The 19,161-nt window shown below is 43.6% G+C and carries 19 protein-coding genes and 1 rRNA gene; 4 read left to right on the top strand and 16 right to left on the bottom strand.

All coding sequences use genetic code 11. The features are described 5' to 3' along the window. The 3 genes from JSY36_RS14990 to JSY36_RS14980 form a co-directional block, all read right to left on the bottom strand. Positions 1-100 (bottom strand): 16S ribosomal RNA (locus JSY36_RS14990); the annotation flags it as partial. A 260-nt stretch (positions 101-360) separates the two neighbouring features. Further along, positions 361-543 (bottom strand): hypothetical protein, encoded by a 183-nt coding sequence (locus tag JSY36_RS14985; RefSeq protein WP_205166980.1) that lies wholly within the window; start codon positions 541-543, stop codon positions 361-363. 61 nt (positions 544-604) lie between these two features. Beyond that, positions 605-1,012, bottom strand: coding sequence for a hypothetical protein (locus JSY36_RS14980; RefSeq protein WP_122898717.1), 408 nt, complete (start codon positions 1,010-1,012; stop codon positions 605-607). Between the two features lie 218 nt (positions 1,013-1,230). On the opposite strand from JSY36_RS14980, the gene JSY36_RS14975 reads away from it, so the two are divergent. Further along, positions 1,231-1,833 (top strand): biotin transporter BioY, encoded by a 603-nt coding sequence (locus JSY36_RS14975; protein WP_205166979.1) that lies wholly within the window; start codon positions 1,231-1,233, stop codon positions 1,831-1,833. Between the two features lie 130 nt (positions 1,834-1,963). On the opposite strand, the gene JSY36_RS14970 is transcribed toward JSY36_RS14975, so the two are convergent. From JSY36_RS14970 to JSY36_RS14945, 6 genes are all read right to left on the bottom strand, one after another. Further along, positions 1,964-2,614, bottom strand: a complete 651-nt coding sequence (locus JSY36_RS14970; RefSeq protein ID WP_205166978.1) for a hypothetical protein — start codon at positions 2,612-2,614, stop codon at positions 1,964-1,966. A gap of 156 nt (positions 2,615-2,770) precedes the next feature. Beyond that, positions 2,771-4,117, bottom strand: coding sequence for a Na+/H+ antiporter family protein (locus JSY36_RS14965; RefSeq protein ID WP_205166977.1), 1,347 nt, complete (start codon positions 4,115-4,117; stop codon positions 2,771-2,773). A 181-nt stretch (positions 4,118-4,298) separates the two neighbouring features. Then, positions 4,299-5,375: a TRAP transporter substrate-binding protein DctP gene (gene dctP / locus JSY36_RS14960; protein ID WP_205166976.1), complete on the bottom strand. Its 1,077-nt coding sequence runs from the start codon at positions 5,373-5,375 to the stop codon at positions 4,299-4,301. 40 nt (positions 5,376-5,415) lie between these two features. Beyond that, the gene (locus tag JSY36_RS14955) at positions 5,416-6,690 is read right to left on the bottom strand and encodes a TRAP transporter large permease (RefSeq protein ID WP_205166975.1); all 1,275 of its coding nucleotides are present in this window, start codon (positions 6,688-6,690) and stop codon (positions 5,416-5,418) included. Positions 6,691-6,717: 27 nt separating this feature from the next. Beyond that, positions 6,718-7,239: a TRAP transporter small permease gene (locus JSY36_RS14950; protein WP_336511497.1), complete on the bottom strand. Its 522-nt coding sequence runs from the start codon at positions 7,237-7,239 to the stop codon at positions 6,718-6,720. A 487-nt stretch (positions 7,240-7,726) separates the two neighbouring features. Beyond that, on the bottom strand, positions 7,727-9,187 hold the full coding sequence (locus tag JSY36_RS14945) for a leucyl aminopeptidase (RefSeq protein WP_205166974.1): 1,461 nt from the start codon (positions 9,185-9,187) through the stop codon (positions 7,727-7,729). 483 nt (positions 9,188-9,670) lie between these two features. On the opposite strand from JSY36_RS14945, the gene JSY36_RS14940 reads away from it, so the two are divergent. Then, positions 9,671-10,150, top strand: a complete 480-nt coding sequence (locus JSY36_RS14940) for a divergent PAP2 family protein (RefSeq protein ID WP_236784933.1) — start codon at positions 9,671-9,673, stop codon at positions 10,148-10,150. 76 nt (positions 10,151-10,226) lie between these two features. Here the strand turns inward: JSY36_RS14940 and JSY36_RS14935 are convergent, their stop codons facing one another. From JSY36_RS14935 to JSY36_RS14915, 5 genes are all read right to left on the bottom strand, one after another. Then, positions 10,227-10,931 (bottom strand): 3D domain-containing protein, encoded by a 705-nt coding sequence (locus tag JSY36_RS14935; protein ID WP_419466047.1) that lies wholly within the window; start codon positions 10,929-10,931, stop codon positions 10,227-10,229. Between the two features lie 167 nt (positions 10,932-11,098). Beyond that, complete coding sequence (locus tag JSY36_RS14930) at positions 11,099-12,637, bottom strand: AbgT family transporter (RefSeq protein WP_205166971.1); 1,539 nt, start codon at positions 12,635-12,637, stop codon at positions 11,099-11,101. A 322-nt stretch (positions 12,638-12,959) separates the two neighbouring features. Next, positions 12,960-13,280 carry a YuiB family protein gene (locus JSY36_RS14925; protein WP_205166970.1) on the bottom strand — a complete coding sequence of 107 codons (321 nt, stop codon included), beginning with the start codon at positions 13,278-13,280 and terminating at the stop codon, positions 12,960-12,962. Positions 13,281-13,731: 451 nt separating this feature from the next. Further along, on the bottom strand, positions 13,732-13,869 hold the full coding sequence (locus JSY36_RS14920; protein ID WP_205166969.1) for a YuiA family protein: 138 nt from the start codon (positions 13,867-13,869) through the stop codon (positions 13,732-13,734). A gap of 207 nt (positions 13,870-14,076) precedes the next feature. After that, positions 14,077-15,285 carry an FAD-dependent oxidoreductase gene (locus JSY36_RS14915; RefSeq protein ID WP_205166968.1) on the bottom strand — a complete coding sequence of 403 codons (1,209 nt, stop codon included), beginning with the start codon at positions 15,283-15,285 and terminating at the stop codon, positions 14,077-14,079. 462 nt (positions 15,286-15,747) lie between these two features. Between JSY36_RS14915 and JSY36_RS14910 the strand changes: the two genes are divergently transcribed. Further along, positions 15,748-16,749 (top strand): NAD(P)/FAD-dependent oxidoreductase, encoded by a 1,002-nt coding sequence (locus tag JSY36_RS14910; protein ID WP_205166967.1) that lies wholly within the window; start codon positions 15,748-15,750, stop codon positions 16,747-16,749. A gap of 312 nt (positions 16,750-17,061) precedes the next feature. On the opposite strand, the gene JSY36_RS14905 is transcribed toward JSY36_RS14910, so the two are convergent. After that, a complete protein-coding gene (locus tag JSY36_RS14905) occupies positions 17,062-17,415 on the bottom strand; it encodes a HesB/IscA family protein (RefSeq protein WP_205166966.1) in 354 nt (117 codons plus the stop codon). 77 nt (positions 17,416-17,492) lie between these two features. Further along, the gene (locus JSY36_RS14900; protein ID WP_249414078.1) at positions 17,493-17,690 is read right to left on the bottom strand and encodes an aspartyl-phosphate phosphatase Spo0E family protein; all 198 of its coding nucleotides are present in this window, start codon (positions 17,688-17,690) and stop codon (positions 17,493-17,495) included. A gap of 274 nt (positions 17,691-17,964) precedes the next feature. On the opposite strand from JSY36_RS14900, the gene mqnE reads away from it, so the two are divergent. Further along, positions 17,965-19,059 (top strand): aminofutalosine synthase MqnE, encoded by a 1,095-nt coding sequence (mqnE, locus tag JSY36_RS14895; RefSeq protein ID WP_122898748.1) that lies wholly within the window; start codon positions 17,965-17,967, stop codon positions 19,057-19,059. Positions 19,060-19,161 lie beyond the last annotated feature (102 nt).

Here is a 19,161-nt window from a genome sequence, read left to right as displayed (position 1 = left end):
CTGACGTCAGGGGAGCAAGCTCCCCATCAGTCCGCTCGACTTGCATGTATTAGGCACGCCGCCAGCGTTCGTCCTGAGCCAGGATCAAACTCTCCATAGAAAGTTTGATGTCTCTGACATCATTTAAATAATTCATTGACGGGATAATTTATCATTATCCCACGTTTCGCTTGGCTTTTTGTTTAGTTTTCAAAGGTCACTGTCTTTCATTTTGCCGCCCGCGTCTCTCGCGGCGACAAGTAATAATATATCACGATAACGTAAGCAGTGCAATAACTTTTTGTGAAAAAGTTTTTTATTTTTTGTCATCGTGTGCTGTTTCCTGTCCCTTTTACCGGGGACCTGATTTATTATAGAGTTTTATCTCAGGCCGGTCAAGGATATATTTTCATTTTTCACTTCTGCATATCTATTTATATCCTTGAAATGCCCCTGCCTATCTTTTATATCCAATGTAGCAGGAATTAAACCATCAGGGTCTCTATTCTGTATCCACATAATTGCATCGGAAGTCTTTTGAAGCAGCATACCAAATTCAATCATAAACGACTGACTCAACAGAAAAGACACAGGCATAAATCCACCTGTGTCTTCGAACGACCCGTTAATCGATCTTTTTTTCATCTATATAGCTGGAAAAGGTAAACGTCATTACAAAGAACAACACAAAACTAATGAGCAAAATACTGCCACCAACAATGTAATAAATGAGTGCAAATGTTGCGAGCGGGCCACCGGTAATTACTTGTTCCCAGTACATCCCTGTCGGCAGTGTAATGCTGCCAATGATAGCTGACCATACCTGGACCTTGGCAAGCTTTGAGTCTTTCGGTATTGGGAAGAGACGATAAAAAACCGCAAAGGCAAACAGTGACAGCCACCCTACCACCAGAATGTGGGCGTGCATCGGTCTTAACGCATAACTTCCTGCACCGGCCATGTGCGATCCTATAAATGTACCAACAAGCGCAAAAAGTGCAGCAAATCTCAATAACGTACGCGTACGATTCATTCTATCCCCTGCCTTGTTCATTATATTCCCGTTAACTTTATCATAACGGAGACAGCTATTCCTTCACATTTCTTGTAGATTATATGAATGTTTATCCAAAGAATGTTTACGTTAACCATTTTAACTTTACCGTTGACATTCCACACAAACAAAAGATATTCTATTGTTAACCGATATAGCGCATCGGTGAACAATAACATAATAACGAGGTGTACATAATGAACACTCACTCATCCAAGTCTCGATTTTCAGCTTCTGATATCACAAAAGCTGCCATGTTTATTGCATTGATGGCAATCGGTGCAAATGCTACTGCATTCATAACAATCGGAACGGTCCCGATGACTTTCCAGCCAGTAGTTGCTATTCTTGCAGGGGCATTGCTCGGCAGTCGGTTAGGATCCTTCTCCATAATTGGCTACACTGTACTCGGCTTAATCGGAGCTCCGGTTTTTGCTCAATTTTCAGGAGGCCCGCAAACGTTTGTTTCACCTACCTTCGGATTTATCCTTTCATTTATTCTAATGGCTTATGTTACCGGAAAGATCGTCGAAAAATCAAAAGGTTCACTTTCTTCTTACATGGCTGCTTGCTTCGCCGGACTTGCTGTAAACTATGTATTCGGCGTGACATATCTATACTTGCATATGGTCTATGTACTGGGGCTGGGAGGTGTAACCTATTTAGCTACTTACGCCAGCATGGGCCCATTCTTTATTAAAGACTTTATTTTAACAGGCTTTGCAGCATCGATTTGCCCGCAGATTGCCAACGCCGTTAACCGCCGGCGTCCCGTACAGCCAGAAAGAGCAGTATCCTGAGTCAGGTTTCTCCCATAATTAATATAGAGAAAGACAAAAGAGCATCCCGCTGACGGATGCTCTTTTTCATTGGCTGTTTTTATATCTTTTAATGCCATTTTCAATAAGACAAATCAAGTTGAAAATGAGGTTACGATCTGCTGCTTTTTACAGAGTAGTCTTGCACTTTCAGGTTACCATCTTCTCCCTCCTTGAATGTAAACCTGACAGTCAGTTCATCTTCAGGGGGATATCCGTACCTCTCGAAGTGACCTCCGGAATCTTTTTCGCTGTTGTAATAGAGGACACTTGCCTGTGTTGTTTCCAGAATAACATTGCCTCCATCCCTCCTAAACTCGAAATCATCAAGTGAGATAACAGAGAGTCCCGGGTTTAAGATTGTGTTTTTTACAGCATCATAATAATTTTGATCTGAAGATTCACTTGTCCTGTAATAGCCTTCTCTGAGATAGTGCTGAAAGGGCTCCTTGTAGACCAGTCCGTTATCTGCTTCTGTAAAAATCGTTGATAAAGCGAGCTCGATTCCTGCTGAAGTAAATGTATCCTCCATATATGTAAAAACCGCATCCTTCTGTGGAAACCTCTCATTGTAATACTTCCCGTCCATTCTTTCATGAGCTTCGAATAAACTTTGGGCTTCTGTTACCGTTTTTACATAATGGTAATGAACCTCATCCTCATCAATCCCCTCTGACTTTGGCAATTCCGTTACAAAGGGCAGACATGCAATAACAATTAATATGACCGCTGCAGCGATCCTGTTTCTTGTCTCTTTTCGCAACCTATCCCCCCCTCAAGTTTCACTCTTCTACAAATATAGACGAATCGTGCACCGCAAAAGTTTCAAATCCATTCATTTTCTTCCAAATAATTAGAATTAAAAAAGGTACTGTGAAGAAGTCAACTCCACAGTACCTTAGGTTAATAGTATAAACTTTTACAGAATAACCGCTGCCAGCCATCCGAAAAGGATAAGAGGGATATTAAAGTGAAGGAACGTCGGTACACAGGTATCCCAAATGTGATTGTGCTGTCCATCGGCATTTAAACCTGCCGTCGGACCGAGTGTACTGTCGGATGCAGGAGATCCCGCATCCCCTAATGCGCCAGCTGTACCAATAAGAGCAATTGTTGCCATCGGGCTCAATCCAACTGCTGCTGCCAAAGGAACGAAAATGGCAGCAATAATCGGGATTGTAGCAAATGAAGAACCAATCCCCATTGTAATAAACAGACCGACAACAAGCATTAGTAACGCAGCGAGACTTTTACTGTCTCCTACCCATCCTGCTACAGTATCAACGAGTGCATCCACATGGCCGGTTTCGCGGATTACTTCAGCAAAGCCTCCTGCGGTAATCATCACAAATCCGATGAACGCAAGCATTTTCATTCCGTCTGTCATCAGATTCTCAGATTCATTCAGTGATAACCTGCCGGCAAAATGAAGAACAGCAAAGTAAATGTACAACACACCTAATCCTAAAAGGGCACTGAAGATCATTGATTCTGTAAGGACCTGCGTAACGAGCGTGGTCACAATTGCTGCAAGTCCGATCACAACCGATCCGGCAGAATAGCTTGTTTCTTTTACATCATCATCAGTGCGTCTGATTTCCCGGTTTTCATACTCTCGTGGTTTTCGGTACGTGATAAAAATAGCTGTAAACAGACCGATAACCATGCCCAGAACAGGTAAAATTAACGCTTGGGGTATCATCGACATCTCAACGTCCATTCCACTGTCTCTCATGTTCTCAAACACGATCTCATGAAAGATTAATCCATACCCCGCAGGGATGAGAATGTAAGGTGCTTTCAAACCGAATGTCAGAGCTGTTGCAGCTGCACGACGGTCCATTGTCAATTCGTTAAATACCTTTAAAAGCGGAGGAATCAATAATGGAATAAAAGCAATGTGGACCATTACAACGTTTTGGGACATACACGAAATAATCACAATGATAAACAACAACAGAACTTTTGAATATGTTTTTCTTTTTGTTTCCCCGTCTTTCCCTACGATCCGGATTGCCCATTTAATAAGAAGGTTAGGAAGGCCGGTATAATTAATCGCTACAGCAAAGGCACCGAGCATAGCATAACTTAACGCCACAGTGGCGTTGGTACCAAGGCCTGATGTAAAGATATCAACTGTCTCCATTACAGAGAACCCGGCAACAAGCCCCCCCACCATTGCACCTCCAATCAGTGCAACAACGACATGAATCCGCATTAAACTAAGTAAAATCATAACCAGAACAGCAATTACAACCGCATTCATTTGCAAAATCCCCTTTAGTGCTTTATTTCTTTATCTCGCTAAAACGATAATGTATGAAAACATCAATTACTTTAACACCGGACCACACTTCTGTCAATTAAAGATTAACATTTTCCATAATGGCAGTATGCATACGAAAACCCGGAGCATGTATCGCTGCTCCGGGTTCATTATTATGTGATTAATTGCCTTCAGCTTCTTCAATTTCTTCAAGGAGCTTATCCAGAATAGCCGCTCCATCTTCTCCTACATCGTCACGGAAATAGTCCTGCATTGGAATGGCGAGCTCTCTGAATGCGTTTCTTTCTTCTTCAGAAAGTGTATAAATTTCAGTTGGATTGGCATCATCTTCTTCGATAGCCGTTAACAATTCTTCATTCATTTCAAGCTGCATTTCCTGTGCGGCCGGACGCATTTCATCGACTGTTTCATCTACCGCCTGACGGAGATCATCCGGAAGGTCATTATAAAAATCCGCATTTACCGTAGTCATAGCCACGTAAATGTTGTGATCAGAAATCGTCATGTGATCTTGTACCTCATGGAAATTCGCATCCTCAATAAAGAAGATCGGATTTTCCTGACCGTCAACGTTACCTAACTGCAGACTGGAATAAAGCTCTGCCCAGCTCAAAGGTGTAGGATCGGCACCATATGCTTCATAGGAGCGGAGGATCAAAGAAGATTCCTGCGTTCGCATTCTGAATCCTTCAAAGTCAGATGGTTCACGAAGCTCTCGGTTTCCTGTCCACTGCATGCCGCCTTCAGACCAGAAGGCGAGTGGTTTTACATTACGTTCTTCGTATTTCGCTGCCAGATCCTCATTTAACGCTTCACTTTCATTTAACACCTGGTAGTTTACGTCTTCATCATCGGAGAACAGAAACTGCAAGGCGAAGAGCTGCCCTTCACGAACGGTAGTTCCTGTGAAACCCGGTGACACAATGGCAAATTCAACGCCTCCGTTCTGAATCATTTCAAACTGGTCAACTTCACTTCCAAGACCGCCGAACTCATATACGCTCGTTGTGATCCGGCCATCTGTTTTTTCTTCCAGAAGCTCAGCAAATTCGCGTGCATACTCATATTGCAGCTGTCCTTCGTACTCTTCTGTGGCAAACCGCAGTTCGTATGTTTCATCTCCATCCCCGTCTGATGCACCATTATCTGTACCACCGTCTTCATCAGAACCGCAGGCAGCCAGTACAAACCCGAGTGATAACACACCACTCGCAAGTAAACCTCTTTTCATTGACATGTAAAATTACCCCCATTGTTTTTTTATGTGAAATTCGCCCTTACAACAAGTAAAGAAGGAAGAGTGAAATTTCTTCAAATAAAATCACCAGAATTCCTATAAAGAGCAAAATGATAATATACGGCGGTGTCCCTTTTATGACATCAAGGTAGGATTTATTAAAAACCGCACTCGCTGTGAAGATATCAACTCCAAACGGCGGTGTTGCCGACCCCAGAGCTGCCTGATAGGTAATGACAACCCCCAGATGAACAGGGTCAATTCCAGCCTCCATTGCCGGGCGCCAGAAGATTGGTGTTAAAATCAGGATGACAACGATCGGGTCTACGAACATACATCCTATAAAGAAGAAAAGTGCAATGATCATTAATACATAAAGGGCCGATGGGTCAGTTCCCATGACTGCTTCTGTGAGCATCTGCGGAATTTGCGCATAGGATATTACCCAGGAGAAGGCCTGTCCGCCGGCAACGAGCACGAATACAGCAGATGTTACAAGCCCTGTAGATAAGGCGATTCCAGGAATGTCCGTCACTTTAACGGAACGGTAGATAACAACTTCCAGGAGCAGGGCATAGAGTACCGCCACTCCGGCTGCCTCCGTAGGGGTAAAGTAACCTGTGTAAATACCGCCTACGATAATAAAAGGAAAGCCAAGAGGAAGAAGAGCTTTTCCGGTAAGCCTGAAACGAACGTTCCAGGGAGCTTTCTCCACGAGAGGTATATTGAAAATCCGCGCATGTATGTAAGCATAAATAGCAAAGCAAATAAAAATCAGCAGCCCCGGGCCAATTCCCGCAATAAACAGGTCACCGGTAGACGTCCCTGTAACAAGAGCATAAATAATCATCCCGATACTCGGCGGGATAAGAAGAGCTACATCACTCGCATTAATAATAAGCGCGATAGCACTTGAATCTTTATACCCTACTTTCAGCAGCCTCTCCCGCATGGGTTTCCCAATGGCAACAACCGTCGCCTGTGTGGAACCGGAAATGGAGCCGAACAACGTACAGGCAGCTGCAGTTGTAATCGCATACCCACCTCGGAGATGCCCGACAAATGAGCCTACAAAGTCAAGCAGCCGGCGTGAAGTCTTACCTGTAGACATTATGTCTGCTGCAAAAATAAACAAAGGAACAGCCAGAAGCACATAAGCTGATACCCCCTCTACAAGCTGGCCCGCCATCATCATCGGATCCAGGTTGTCAAAATAGATAAGCATGACGACGAGAGGAGCTACAATCAAAGGAATCATCATTGGAAAGCCCAGAAGAAGTAAAATTACCATAATGGCAAGTAAAGTCCAAACCATGTCCGTTTTCCTTTCTCTATTCACATTTTATTGTTCGTCATAATCTTTTTTGTCCTGCGCCAGATACACTTCCTCATTCACAATGTTGACCCACATGTTTCTAAGAAATTGAATGCCCCCGAGAACCAGACCCAGCGGAACAAACATAACCATAATCCAGATTGGAATTTGAAGTGCGGCTGTTGTACGACCCGAAGCATAGGTGGACATCATATACTGATAGGCAAAGTACGCAATAACAAAGAGGACGATAGCTGAAACCAGAGGATTCAATATGGATAGTGCCTTTTTCACGATCTTTGGAGATAAATCAAAGAAAGCCGACATCGTAATGTGTCTCCCTTTCCTGGCAGCATAACTGATTCCCATAAACGTAGCCATGATTACCGCAAGTCTGCTGATTTCCTGGGAGAAAGCCCAGCTTGATCCGGTGAGTTCACGACTGATCACATTTCCGACAGTCATAATTGCAATCACAATAATTGACCAGCTCAGAATAAACTTCTCAACCCAATGGAGCATGGCATCTGCTTTTTTTAAAATGGTCACTACTGTACCTCCTTTCAATATTCAGTTTTCTGATAAATTTACTTGGTATTCAATAAGATGCAGTTTGCAGTGAGCATGAAAGAGCATTATGTAAAAAACTGAACAAAAGCCAAAGCTACAGCCAGTACTTAACATCATAACGAAGCAGGACTTTTTGCACAAAGACTGTAAATTCTCATATTACGCCATTTTCAGGAAAATCAGCCCAAGCGGGATACTGGCATGAACACAATGCAGATATACAAGCCACATCGCCGGAATATTCCTTAATACTAAAGGACGATATGCCTATTCCCTTTTTACACTTCTTTTTAACCACTTTTTTCATTTGAAGCTTCACAAGCCATCATAAAACGGGATTTCAGGATAAGAAGAAGTTCATGATATTGGATTGTCGCTAATGAATAACCGCTGCATACTTAATTCATAAAAAAGAAACCCGGCCCGACAGAGACCATCGAACCGAGCGTCAATACCTTTGCTTTAATTACCTTTTTCCAATATTCATAACCGTCTCAGCTATTGTCCTTACCATCGTTCCTGTCCCGCCGCGTGGTCCCACAGCAGTTCTGCCCTCCTGCCATGCGGTACCTGCAATATCAAGATGAACCCAAGGTGTGTCTTCAGCAAATTCTCCAATAAACAAGCCTGCTGTAATTGTACCCGCCTGCCGACCCGGAGAATTATTAAGGTCTGCCACATCCGATTTTTTCACCATATCCTTATAGTCCTCATCATTCGGCAGGGACCAGACACGCTCGCCCGCCCGCTCACTCGCATCATGCACCGCGCTCATAAGGTCCACATCATTCGTTATTGCAGCTGTCATCACACTTCCCAGTGCCACTACTGCCGCCCCTGTGAGAGTGGCTACATCAATGATCGCTTTGGCACCTGCCTGTCTGGCATAGGTTACTGCATCAGCCAGAATTAAACGCCCTTCTGCATCTGTATTTAACACTTCGATTGTTTTTCCGCTCATTGACGTGATGACATCGCCTGGTTTTAACGCCTGACCGTTAATCAGGTTTTCGGTAGAAGGAATGACTGCCATCACGTTTACTGACGGCTTCTCTTCCATAATAATCCGCATCGCTCCCAGAACCGTGGCGGCACCTCCCATATCCATCTTCATTGTCTTCATCCCATCACGGGTTTTTAGGGAATACCCTCCGGAATCATAGGTGAGCCCTTTGCCTACAAGAGCTGCATCCCATTCCTGTGAGTCAGGATTTCCCCGGTACTTCATCGTTATAAACCGCGGAGGCTCATCCGAACCTTTAGCAACAGCCAGCAGTGCCCCCATTTCCATAGACTCGATTTCCTCTTTACCGTAAACATCAACCTCCACATCGTATTCACTCCCAAGCCTCAGGGCCTCTTCTCCAAGAATGGACGGCGTCATAAAATTAGCCGGGGTGTTAACGAGCCGCCTCGCTTCGTTTGTGGCCTTTCCCTGAACAAGACCGCTTTGTACTGCTGTTTCAATACTCTTCCGGGATTCTGAAAACACCTTTACGTGCAGCTCTGCCTTTCTTTTATGATTTTGTTTATATGTATCAACTTCGTATGAGCCCAGCTCCAGGCCTGCAGCAAATTGCGCGTAACAGTCCACACCGCCTCCGAAAGAATCAATCAGCAGCAAACTTGAATTTACTTTTTCCTTTGCTAAAAAGCGGTAGAGTGAAGCGCCGGTCCGTTCTGCTTTTTTCACAGACCAGTTCTCTTTTTTTCCCAAACCTGCTATAACTACATCTCCTGCTCCTGCCATCAAAATATGAATGCTGCCTGCATCACTCCAGGCTGGATGCTTTTCCTGCACATTTTGCAGCACCTTAGCCAATGATTCATCCATACTGCCCAAGTCTTCTCTTTGATCACTGAACAGGCCGTAAACAACAGTCTCGTCCGATCCTCTGTCCCATTTTTCATTCCAGGAAATTTTCATTTTTATAGCAACTCCTTCAGTAATTATTTTTAACCGACTATGACTGTAAGACTTCTGTAATGAATGTGAAATTCCTTTTATTTAAGCTGTTTTCGTCTGGATTGTTGTTTTTACCAAGTAAATTCCGCTTCAGGCGGACGCTTTCCGCGGGCATCGCTTCAGCCTCCTGAAGTTGCCTTCTGCTTCTTCCTCTACTAGCTTAGTCTTCGATGTACATGCGTCGAAGCAACTCGCAGCTAATTCTGTAATGCTCGTAGCTGATGCTATTCCCGCCGGAGTCGCCGCCTTTCGCTCCATAATTAATATTGACAAAACAACAATGTTTTCGAAAAGAGCTTTTATTTATAACAAAAGATCTATTCACTGCCTTTTAATGAGTTATGATATAATTATGGTTAAAAATAATAACTGAATGACTTTTTAAATAAGCGTGAAAGGGTATACCCTGAATGACAAACTTCAATGAAGAAAGGAATAATCCAATTGACTGAATTACTCACGAACTTTCCTCTTTGGGCCGCTTTGAGCGCGATCCTTTTAGCGCAATTTATAAAAGTACCCCTGCAATATATTGCATCCAGAAGGTTTGACTGGACACTTTTAACAAGTACCGGGGGAATGCCGAGTTCCCACTCAGGTGCTGTTACGGCTCTGGCTACAGCAATCGCCCTGCAGGAAGGTCTTAGTTCTCCATTCTTTGCCATCGCAGCGATATTTGGAATTATCGTGATGTTTGATGCAACCGGCGTCCGCTGGCATGCGGGCGAACAGGCTACTGTCGTAAATCAGCTTGTAACGGATTTTAATAAAATAATGGAGGAAATGAAAGCATGGCCGACAAAGGAAGAAAAAGAGAAGCAAAAAGAACTCAAGGAACTTCTCGGTCATCAGCCTATTGAAGTATTCTTCGGAGGTGTTCTCGGAATTGTCCTGACCTTCATTCTTCATGCCCTTGTTTTTTAATTTCCTTTGCACCTCCTTTAATGAAAACAAAAAAAGCGATCCTCCAGGTATTGATTCACCTGTTGGGATCGCTTTTTTAATTTACGTCACGAAATACCTGAACAGCTTCGTCTTCATTTAAATTAATCAGATCCTGCTCACTCAGACGCCCGTCACCTTTTTCAACAACGTAAACATTAATGGTTTGTTTGCCCCATTGAGAATAGACGTCGTCGACTGTTTCGTAGTATAAGTCAATTTTGTTTCCTTTTATAGCAGAACCGGTATCAGCAACAACTCCGAATCCATAACCAGGAATATAGAGAATGGTTCCTATAGGAAATACACTCGGGTCAGCTGCGATTGTAGAATAAAGATCCCGCTTTACTTTGACCCCGCTGTAAGTAATGCCATATTGGGGGTGTTCCTCTGTCTTTCCTGTAGACTCCACTCCGGCTGTATAACCGGTAGCAACGACAGAGTGAGAAGGATACTGTGTCCAATCCCGGGAGTTTTCCAATGTTTCTGCAGGTGGTCCTCCGTTTGTCTCGTAAAGGTTCCACGTCTTCACAGCCTGTATAGAAGGCAACTCTCTTGAACGATTGTAGACCGTTCTATTTACCGCACCATTTACTTCAACTTCATCAACCCGGTTTTCCTGGCGTTGTTCAAGCCAGCGGCTGATATCGTCCGGCTTTACATTCGTAAGGTTTATAAAAGTGGCCATCAGCGCACCGATAAGTAAGGTTGTAATTAACAGACCCTTTCCTGCTCTTCTTACAGCAGTAAGCATCTTTTTCACTCCTCTCACCTAACAGGATGTCCATTTGAGTGAAAGAATATGCAGTGAAATGATGGCAGTTAATAACTGCACAGCAGATTGGCCGTAGAGTGTCCCGTGCCATAACCAGACGAGCAAAAAACAAAAAGAACCTGCCCCAGCCGGAGCAGATTCCATTTTCTTTATATTTAAGGGTACATTACCGGAGCATTTGGTCCAAGCGGCATACCGGTTAAAATCCATACGATAAACATGACAATCCACATAATTGTAAAAGCAATCGAATATGGAAGCATAGTTGCAATAAGGGTTCCAATTCCCACCTTTTTATCATACTTCTGCGCAAAGGCGATAACGATGGCGAAGTACGGCATCAGTGGTGAAATGACGTTTGTTGTGGAATCGGCAATTCGGTAGGCGAGCTGAGTCGCTTCCGGTGAAATTCCCATCATCATCATAAGCGGTACGAAAACCGGAGCCATAAGAGCCCATTTTGCCGACGCACTTCCGATAAACAGGTTAATGAAACCTGCCACAATGATGAAAGCAATTAAAAGCAGTATGCCCGCATCCTCAAGGCCGAGACCCTGAAGTAACTCCGCACCTTTCACACTCATAACAAGTCCGAGGTTGGTTTCTGCGAAGTAAGCCACAAACTGACCGGCAACGAAAGCAAGTACCACGTACATTCCCATGGCAGCCATCGTATCGGACATTTGATTGGCTACATCTTTGTCTGACTTAATCTCATTTGTTACACGTCCGTAAACGTAACCCGGTATAAAGAACATAAGCAGGATTACAGGAACGAGAGATTCAAGGAAAGGGGCCAGTGAGACAATTAAATCGCTGTCCGGGTCACGTAAAGGTGCCCATTCAGGGACAACAAGCAACGCGATGGCTCCCATAGTAACAATAAAAGAAAGACCTGCTGCTTTAAGACCTTTTCTTTCAGTCGCATTAAGCTTGTCCGGCTCATCACCGATTCCGCCTTCATATTTACCAAGGCGAGGCTCTACGATCTTTTCAGTAACCAGTGTACCAACAATCGTAAGCACGATTACACTCACAATCATGAAGTAATAGTTCATGGCAATGTTCATACCCTCTGCGTAGGCCGGGTCCACAATTTCAGCTGCGGCAATCGTTAAATTACCGAGCAGCGGATCAAGTGAAGTCGGAAGCAGGTTCGCACTGAAGCCTGCCGAAACACCGGCAAAGGCTGCGGCAAGTCCGGCAAGAGGGTGTCTTCCGAGCCCCGCAAAAAGGACTGCACCAAGTGGTGTGAGGACCACATAACCGGCATCAGCTGCCATACTGGACATAATACCGCCAAAAACGAGTGCTGCTGTAATCAGCTGGTTCGGAACGCTCATGACAAGTCCGCGAAGCGCTGCGGAAATCAGTCCGGAACGTTCAGCAATACCAATACCAAGCATTGTAACAAGCACAGTTCCAAGCGGTGCGAAGCCGACGAAGTTATCAACGGCACTTTCAAAGATATAACGGATCCCCTCAGCATTCATCAAACTGTTGACTTCAATAATGCCTTCCTCGGGATCCGGGTGTTGAACAGACGTACCAAGGGCAGAGAATAACCCTGACGCCAGGATGACCATAAGGGCAAAGATCGCAAAAAGCGTGACAGGGTGCGGAAGCTTGTTACCTGTGCGCTCAATACCATCCAGAGACCTCATGAGAAGTCCGTTTTTATTGTTCTTCCCCATTTAATTCTCCCTCTCATTCTAGTTTAAAATAATGTAAAAAAGACAACTAAACACGATTATACGAAATTTTCCACTGATAATGAATCGTTTTTTAAACATCCAAACTAAAGCGAACGTTCATAATATTAACACGAATCTTGTCGGAGACGCTTGGGCCGAACAAGATTACACATAATTTTACAATCGAATAAAGTACAGGGTGGGGTGAAACACGTTTGATTAACCGGTTGGAACACCGTATTAACAGCTTCAGCTTCCTCATTGACGGAAGTGACCCGCCCCCAAAAGAAAAACCCTCCTTCATATAAGGAGAGTTTACTCATTAAAACATTTGATATCCACGTTCACGCAGCATACGGATCGTAATCCCGGAAAGAATTGCTCCTCCCATCCCTGCCGACAAAACGATGATGTCCGCAAGTTTAAGATTCACAAACGACTGGCCAAGCTCTGAAAAGGCCATCCCCGGAGATGTGAAATAGGTGAAAAATCCAACACTGTCAATAATGAAAATAACGACGATCGGGTAGATCACTGCCATCACCCAGGTGGAACGAAGCAGCATATTTAATATAAATCCGATTCCAAAGAACAGTACCAGGAAAAGGACAATTGAAATTATGAGTTGCGGTATACTAATCATCGGTCGTTTCACCCCCATACAAATCCGCAAAAACACGCGGTGCAACCAAACTTTAGTTTACTGCTATACCGTCTCAAGAGTCAAATGAATTTTCTTTGAACAAGATGCACAGGGGAAGAACGGTGCTTAGACTGTGATAAAGATTATCGTTGTTTTTATAAATGTTGATTACAGGAAGTGTGCCACACTCCTGCGGGTGCAATGAGCCTTCACATCACGAATTGGCTTCGAGCTGAAACCTGCGAAGCATAACTGGCAGAGGAAGAAGCATAAGCAATGGTGCTTCATATGCAAGGAGGGTCACCCCGCCACCCTGAAATCGAAGGGCATGGAGGCATCATCCACATACACGCTTATCAAAGTAAATAAAATAAAAGCCCTGTCCGTTAACGAACGGACAGAGCAAAATAACAAGAATAATTGCCTTTTTCTAAGCAGTCAGGAGGAAAACTTATCGCTTCTGGTATTGTCTTCCGGTACCGTGACAACGGTCGCATGTTTCTGAACCACCAAGCAGCAATTGGAAATACCCTTTTCCTGTACAATATACACACTCACCAGGCTTTAGACGATGCTTTGGAAATGCCATGGTTACTCTCCCCCTTTGTTGTTTATCTCAAATATATCTGAACTTTCTGATAATATAACAAGTTTCTTTACTAAAGCAAAGTGCCAAATTCAATCGTTTTAGCCCATGTAAGCGTAAACATAAGGGTTTCTCTTCTTTTTTCTCTCTCAATCAAAGCAAAAAAAATGTTCAGGGAAGCCCCTGAACATTTTAGTAATGCAATTTTTACTAAAGAATATTAAGTTTTCCTTTTTTAAGAACAAGAGGCATCCCGCCAAGAAGGAACAGGTAGCGGTTGTCGATCATCTTTTTCACAGCTGATGCTGAAGATCCGTATACTTTACGGGATCCCACGAGACCGATTGCTTCTTTTCCTCCAAGGGACGCAACTGTACCTTTAATTTCCGGTTTGAACTCATCCATTTCACCTTTACCTGTAATAAGGTGCTTCAGGTTGTTGGCACAAGTGTAGGCCTGCTGAATCGCAATTTGTGCAGTCGGCGGGTATGGACGGTTAATCTCTTCATTAATGATAAGAGCACAGTCCCCGATGATAAAGACATCATCATGATGAGGAGCACGAAGGTCTTTTTCCACCTTAACTCGACCGCGCATCGCTTCAAATCCGCTGTCTTCAACGATTGCATTTCCGCGCACCCCTGTTGTCCATACTACTGTGTGGGAATTAATCTCTTCACCATCAGCAAGGAGGACGCCGTTTTCTGTTACTTCTTTGATTGGTGTGTTGATTTTAAATTCAACACCGCGGCTTTCAAGAAGGTTCATAGCGTACTCTACAAGCTCTTCATCAAATCCCGGCAATGCTGTTGGCGCTGCTTCAACAGAAATAATCTTCACTTTTTCACGATCAATATCATACTCTTCACATAGTTCAGGAACACGCTCAGACAGTTCCCCAACGAACTCGATACCCGTGAAACCGGCACCTGCTACTACAAAAGTAAGGTACTCGTCGTGCTTTACATCATCGTTGTTATAGCTCGCGAATTTATATTCAATGTGCTCACGAATTAATCTTACGGAGTTTACACTTCGGATCGCAAAGGCGTGTTCATGTACACCAGGAATTCCGAAGGTTTCAGGCTCAGAACCAAGTCCGACAACGAGGTAGTCGTACTCTAGCTCTCCATTTTCAAGGATTACTTTTTTCTCTTCACGCTTGACTTCTTTTACAGCGTCTTTAATGAAGTTTACTTTGTTTGTATCAATAACACTGTCAATTTTCATACGTGTTTTATCATGGTGCAGTGTACCTGCTGCAGGCTCGTGCAGCCATGTAGTCTGATAGTGGTAATTATGCTTGTTTACCAGCGTAATTTCCGCTTCCTGATGCATCCCGGCTTTAGTTAGACGTGAAGCTGTCATAATTCCAGCGTATCCCGCACCTAAAATGACAATTCTTGGTTTTCTCTTCACAGTTCTCACTCCATTTCTAAATTACTCTCCATTTTCCCGGTTTCACATTGAATAAAGCATTTATATTTCATCCACGCAAATGGATATATGAAAAGGAGAGTTATAAGTTTGTGATGTAATTCACGTAATAGGGTACAAAAAAACAAGAAAAATAAGTTCAATGAAACGTGGTTGTTTTTGTTGCTGTAAACTCCATCTACAATCATATTCATTTCCTGTTTACATTTCAACCGTTTTGTGAACTTTTTCCGAACATTTTCATCTAATAATAACATTTCCATAGAATATCATATATATGTTTCCGTTTACTTTCACTTTTTAACCAGTAAACCCTGTTTACATTGAGTTATTATAACATTCTGATTTGCACGTATGTTCCTTGCGTATTTCCTTTTCTTCTATCCCTGTTACGTTTATACTGAATAGAGTAGATGTGTAAATTTTTTTCTGGAGGTGTCAGTTTTGTCAAAAGAAAGAGAGATTTACGATATTACCATTATTGGTGGAGGGCCCGTTGGGATTTTCACTGCTTTTTACGGTGGCATGCGCCAGGCCAAAGTGAAAATTATTGAAGCAATGCCTCAATTAGGCGGGCAGTTATCCGCCTTGTATCCGGAAAAGTTCATATATGATATAGCCGGCTTTCCTAAAGTGCGTGCTCAGGAGCTTGTAGACAGCCTTGTTGAACAGGCCGGACAGTTCGAGCAGACGGTCGCTTTGGAACAAGCTGTAGAGAAGGTCGAAAAAGGGGAAGACGACATTTTTATCCTGACTACAGATAAGGAAGTTCATTATTCCAAAACAATCGTCATTACAGCCGGGGTAGGTGCATTTAAGCCCCGAAAGCTTGAAATTGAAGGTGCCGAACAGTATGAAGGAAAGAACCTTCATTATTTCGTTAATGATTTAAATAAGTTTGCCGGTGACCGCGTCTTATTAGCAGGGGGCGGTGATTCTGCTGTAGACTGGACACTCATGCTTGAAGATATTGCCGAAAAAGTGACGATCGTTCACCGCCGAAACAAATTCCGTGCCCATGAACACAGTGTGAATCAGCTGATGGACTCGGATAAAATCAATGTCCGTACCCCGTATACCGTTGAAAAACTTCATGGTGACGGTGAAAAGATAACGGCTGTCGACATCAAGATGAAAGACAGTGATGAAGTTGAAACCGTAGAAGTGGACGCAGTCATTGTCAACTACGGCTTTGTCTCCGCCCTCGGTCCGATTAAAGAGTGGGGTCTGGAAATTGAAAAAAACTCCATTGTTGTTAACTCCAAAATGGAAACAAACATTAAGGGTATTTATGCTGCGGGTGACGTGGCTACCTATGATGGTAAAGTGAAGCTGATTGCCTGCGGATTTGGCGAAGCACCAATTGCCGTCAACAATGCAAAAGCTTCGATTGATCCAAAAGCGAGGGTTTTCCCCGGACACAGTTCCAGCATGTTCCCGCAATAAGGGTTTTATTGTCTCTCCTCGCAGCAGACAGATCAGGTTTGTTCATAAATTCACATAAGGTAGCAGAGTCTTTACTTATAGGATATGCCGGTTCCTGTTAACGGGGAACCGGCATTTGTCTTGACTTCTTTTAAGTTTCGCTCCGCCCACGGCAGCGGATTGGGAATGAATTCACAACAAACACAAACCCTTCATATCTTAACCCGTCAAATCTTCATAGAAAGTCAATAAAGTCCTCTGCCGCTTGTCCTCAACCCGCCTCCTCATTGAGTCCAAATGAAAACCAACCCCTGCTGGAGTTGGTTTGTATGTTTAGCAATCTTCAGGTGTTCCTTTATTGGTTGCTGTTCTGAATGATGCACCACAGCCACATGATGCAATGGCATTCGGATTATCGAGTGTAAATCCTCCGCCCATCATGTTCTGCTTGTAATCAATTTTAACACCATCCATAACCGGGATGCTCTCTTTGTCCATGACCACTTTTATGCCGTGTAACTCGAACGTTTCGTCGTCGGCATTCACTTCTGTATCAAAGCCCATTCCATAGGACAAACCGCTGCATCCGCCGCCTTTAACCCCGACGCGAAGGTAGCTGTTATGATTCTCTTCTGCTTTCATCATCTCTTTGATCTGGGTTGCTGCTGCTTCGGTAATATTCAGCATTTTTGCCCCTCCTTTCATATCTTTCCATTATATCGTCTAAAGCCGGTACCGTAAAGCTGACTGGTTTCTTCAAAACTTCAGGTCCTGCCCAGCTCTTCTCTGAACTGCATGAGCAGATTATGATAACGGTCAATCTCTTTACTATATTCCAAAACAGTAGGATGGTCACGGCCATGGGCTTCAGCTGCTCTCACCATTTCTATTCGCAGCTTCTCAATCTCCCGCATAAGTTCAGTTAACTTTCGTTCACGTCCCTGATCCGTTTCTTCAATCACAACCATCCCCTCCTTCTATATACATGCTTGCATACTTACCCCCTATTTTACACCACTCACCAGAAAACGGAACAGTAAGTCGCTCAATCTTTAGAAAGTTATTCACTTCCAGGTCACACAAGTGTATTTGGTCATTACTGTTTTACATGATTGTAAAATTGATGATAAGATAGACGGAGAGTTTTGACAAAACACTGTTTTCAGGTGCTGCAGCATATACCGTTAACCGGTCGCAAAACGATCGATGGTCATATAACAGAATGGGGGAAATTCCATGTCAATTTTGTTAATGGATCAAGAGTTAAAAAAGATTCAGGACAAAGTAGTAAATGGTGAGAGACTTACAATTGAAGACGGCCTTAAACTTTACGAAACAGAAGACTTTCTTGGAGTAGCGCAGTTAGCCAATATGGTAAACGAGCGTAAAAACGGCAAGAACGTCTACTTTATCGAAAACATGTACATCAATCCTACAAACGTCTGTGAAGCCAGCTGTGCGTTTTGCGGATTTAAGCGTAAGCCCGGTGAAGAAGGGGCCTACACCATGCACGAAGAAGAACTGCTTAAATATGTGGAAGACCGCTGGAATGACAACATCCGTGAATTCCATATCGTAGGCGGACACAATCATCAGGTGCCGTTTGATTACTACCTTGACACGATCCGCACATTAAAAAAGCACTACCCACAATGTACGGTCAAGGCCTATACAGGAGCAGAAATTGAGTTCTTCTCCCGTATCTCCGGTCTCAGTATGAAAGAAGTGCTTCAGGAACTTGTTAAAGCCGGCCTTGACACTCTTCCCGGCGGTGGCGCTGAAATCCTGACAGAGCGTTACCGTGCGAAAATGAGCCCTGAAAAAGCATCAACTGATGAGTGGCTGGAAGCTCACGAGCTTGCTCATGAGCTTGGTCTTAAAACACATGCCACGATGCTTTACGGTTCTATTGAAACAAAAGAAGAGCGTTTGATTCACATGGACCGTCTTCGTCAGCTTCAGGATAAAACGAACGGCTTTATGGTGTTTATTCCATTAGCGATGCAGCCAAGAAGTGTGAACGCAAATCTTACACGCCGTACATCTGCTTATGATGACCTGCGTACGATTGCCATCAGCCGTCTCATGCTTGATAACTTTGATCACATTAAAGCTTACTGGATCAACATCGGTCCTCAGCTGACTCAAATGGCTCTTTCATTCGGATCATCGGACATTCACGGTACACTTATCGAAGAACGTATTTCTCACGCTGCGGGCGCTTTAACATCACAAGGCCTTACGCGAAAAGAACTGATCCATCTCATTAAAGGGGCAGACAAGAAACCAGTCGAGCGTGATACATTCTATAACGTCATTAAAGAATATTAAGACACACAAAACCCTGATGCGTTTATGCATCAGGGTTTTTCTTTGAAATATTACGTTTTCTGTTTTTGTGTAAATCAATTGTTGCTAATCGCAGAAATTGAA

Origin of the sequence: Alteribacter salitolerans (genome assembly GCF_016901055.1) — a bacterium.
Classification (GTDB): domain Bacteria; phylum Bacillota; class Bacilli; order Bacillales; family Salisediminibacteriaceae; genus Alteribacter; species Alteribacter keqinensis.
This window is presented reverse-complemented; position numbering and strand designations above follow the sequence as displayed.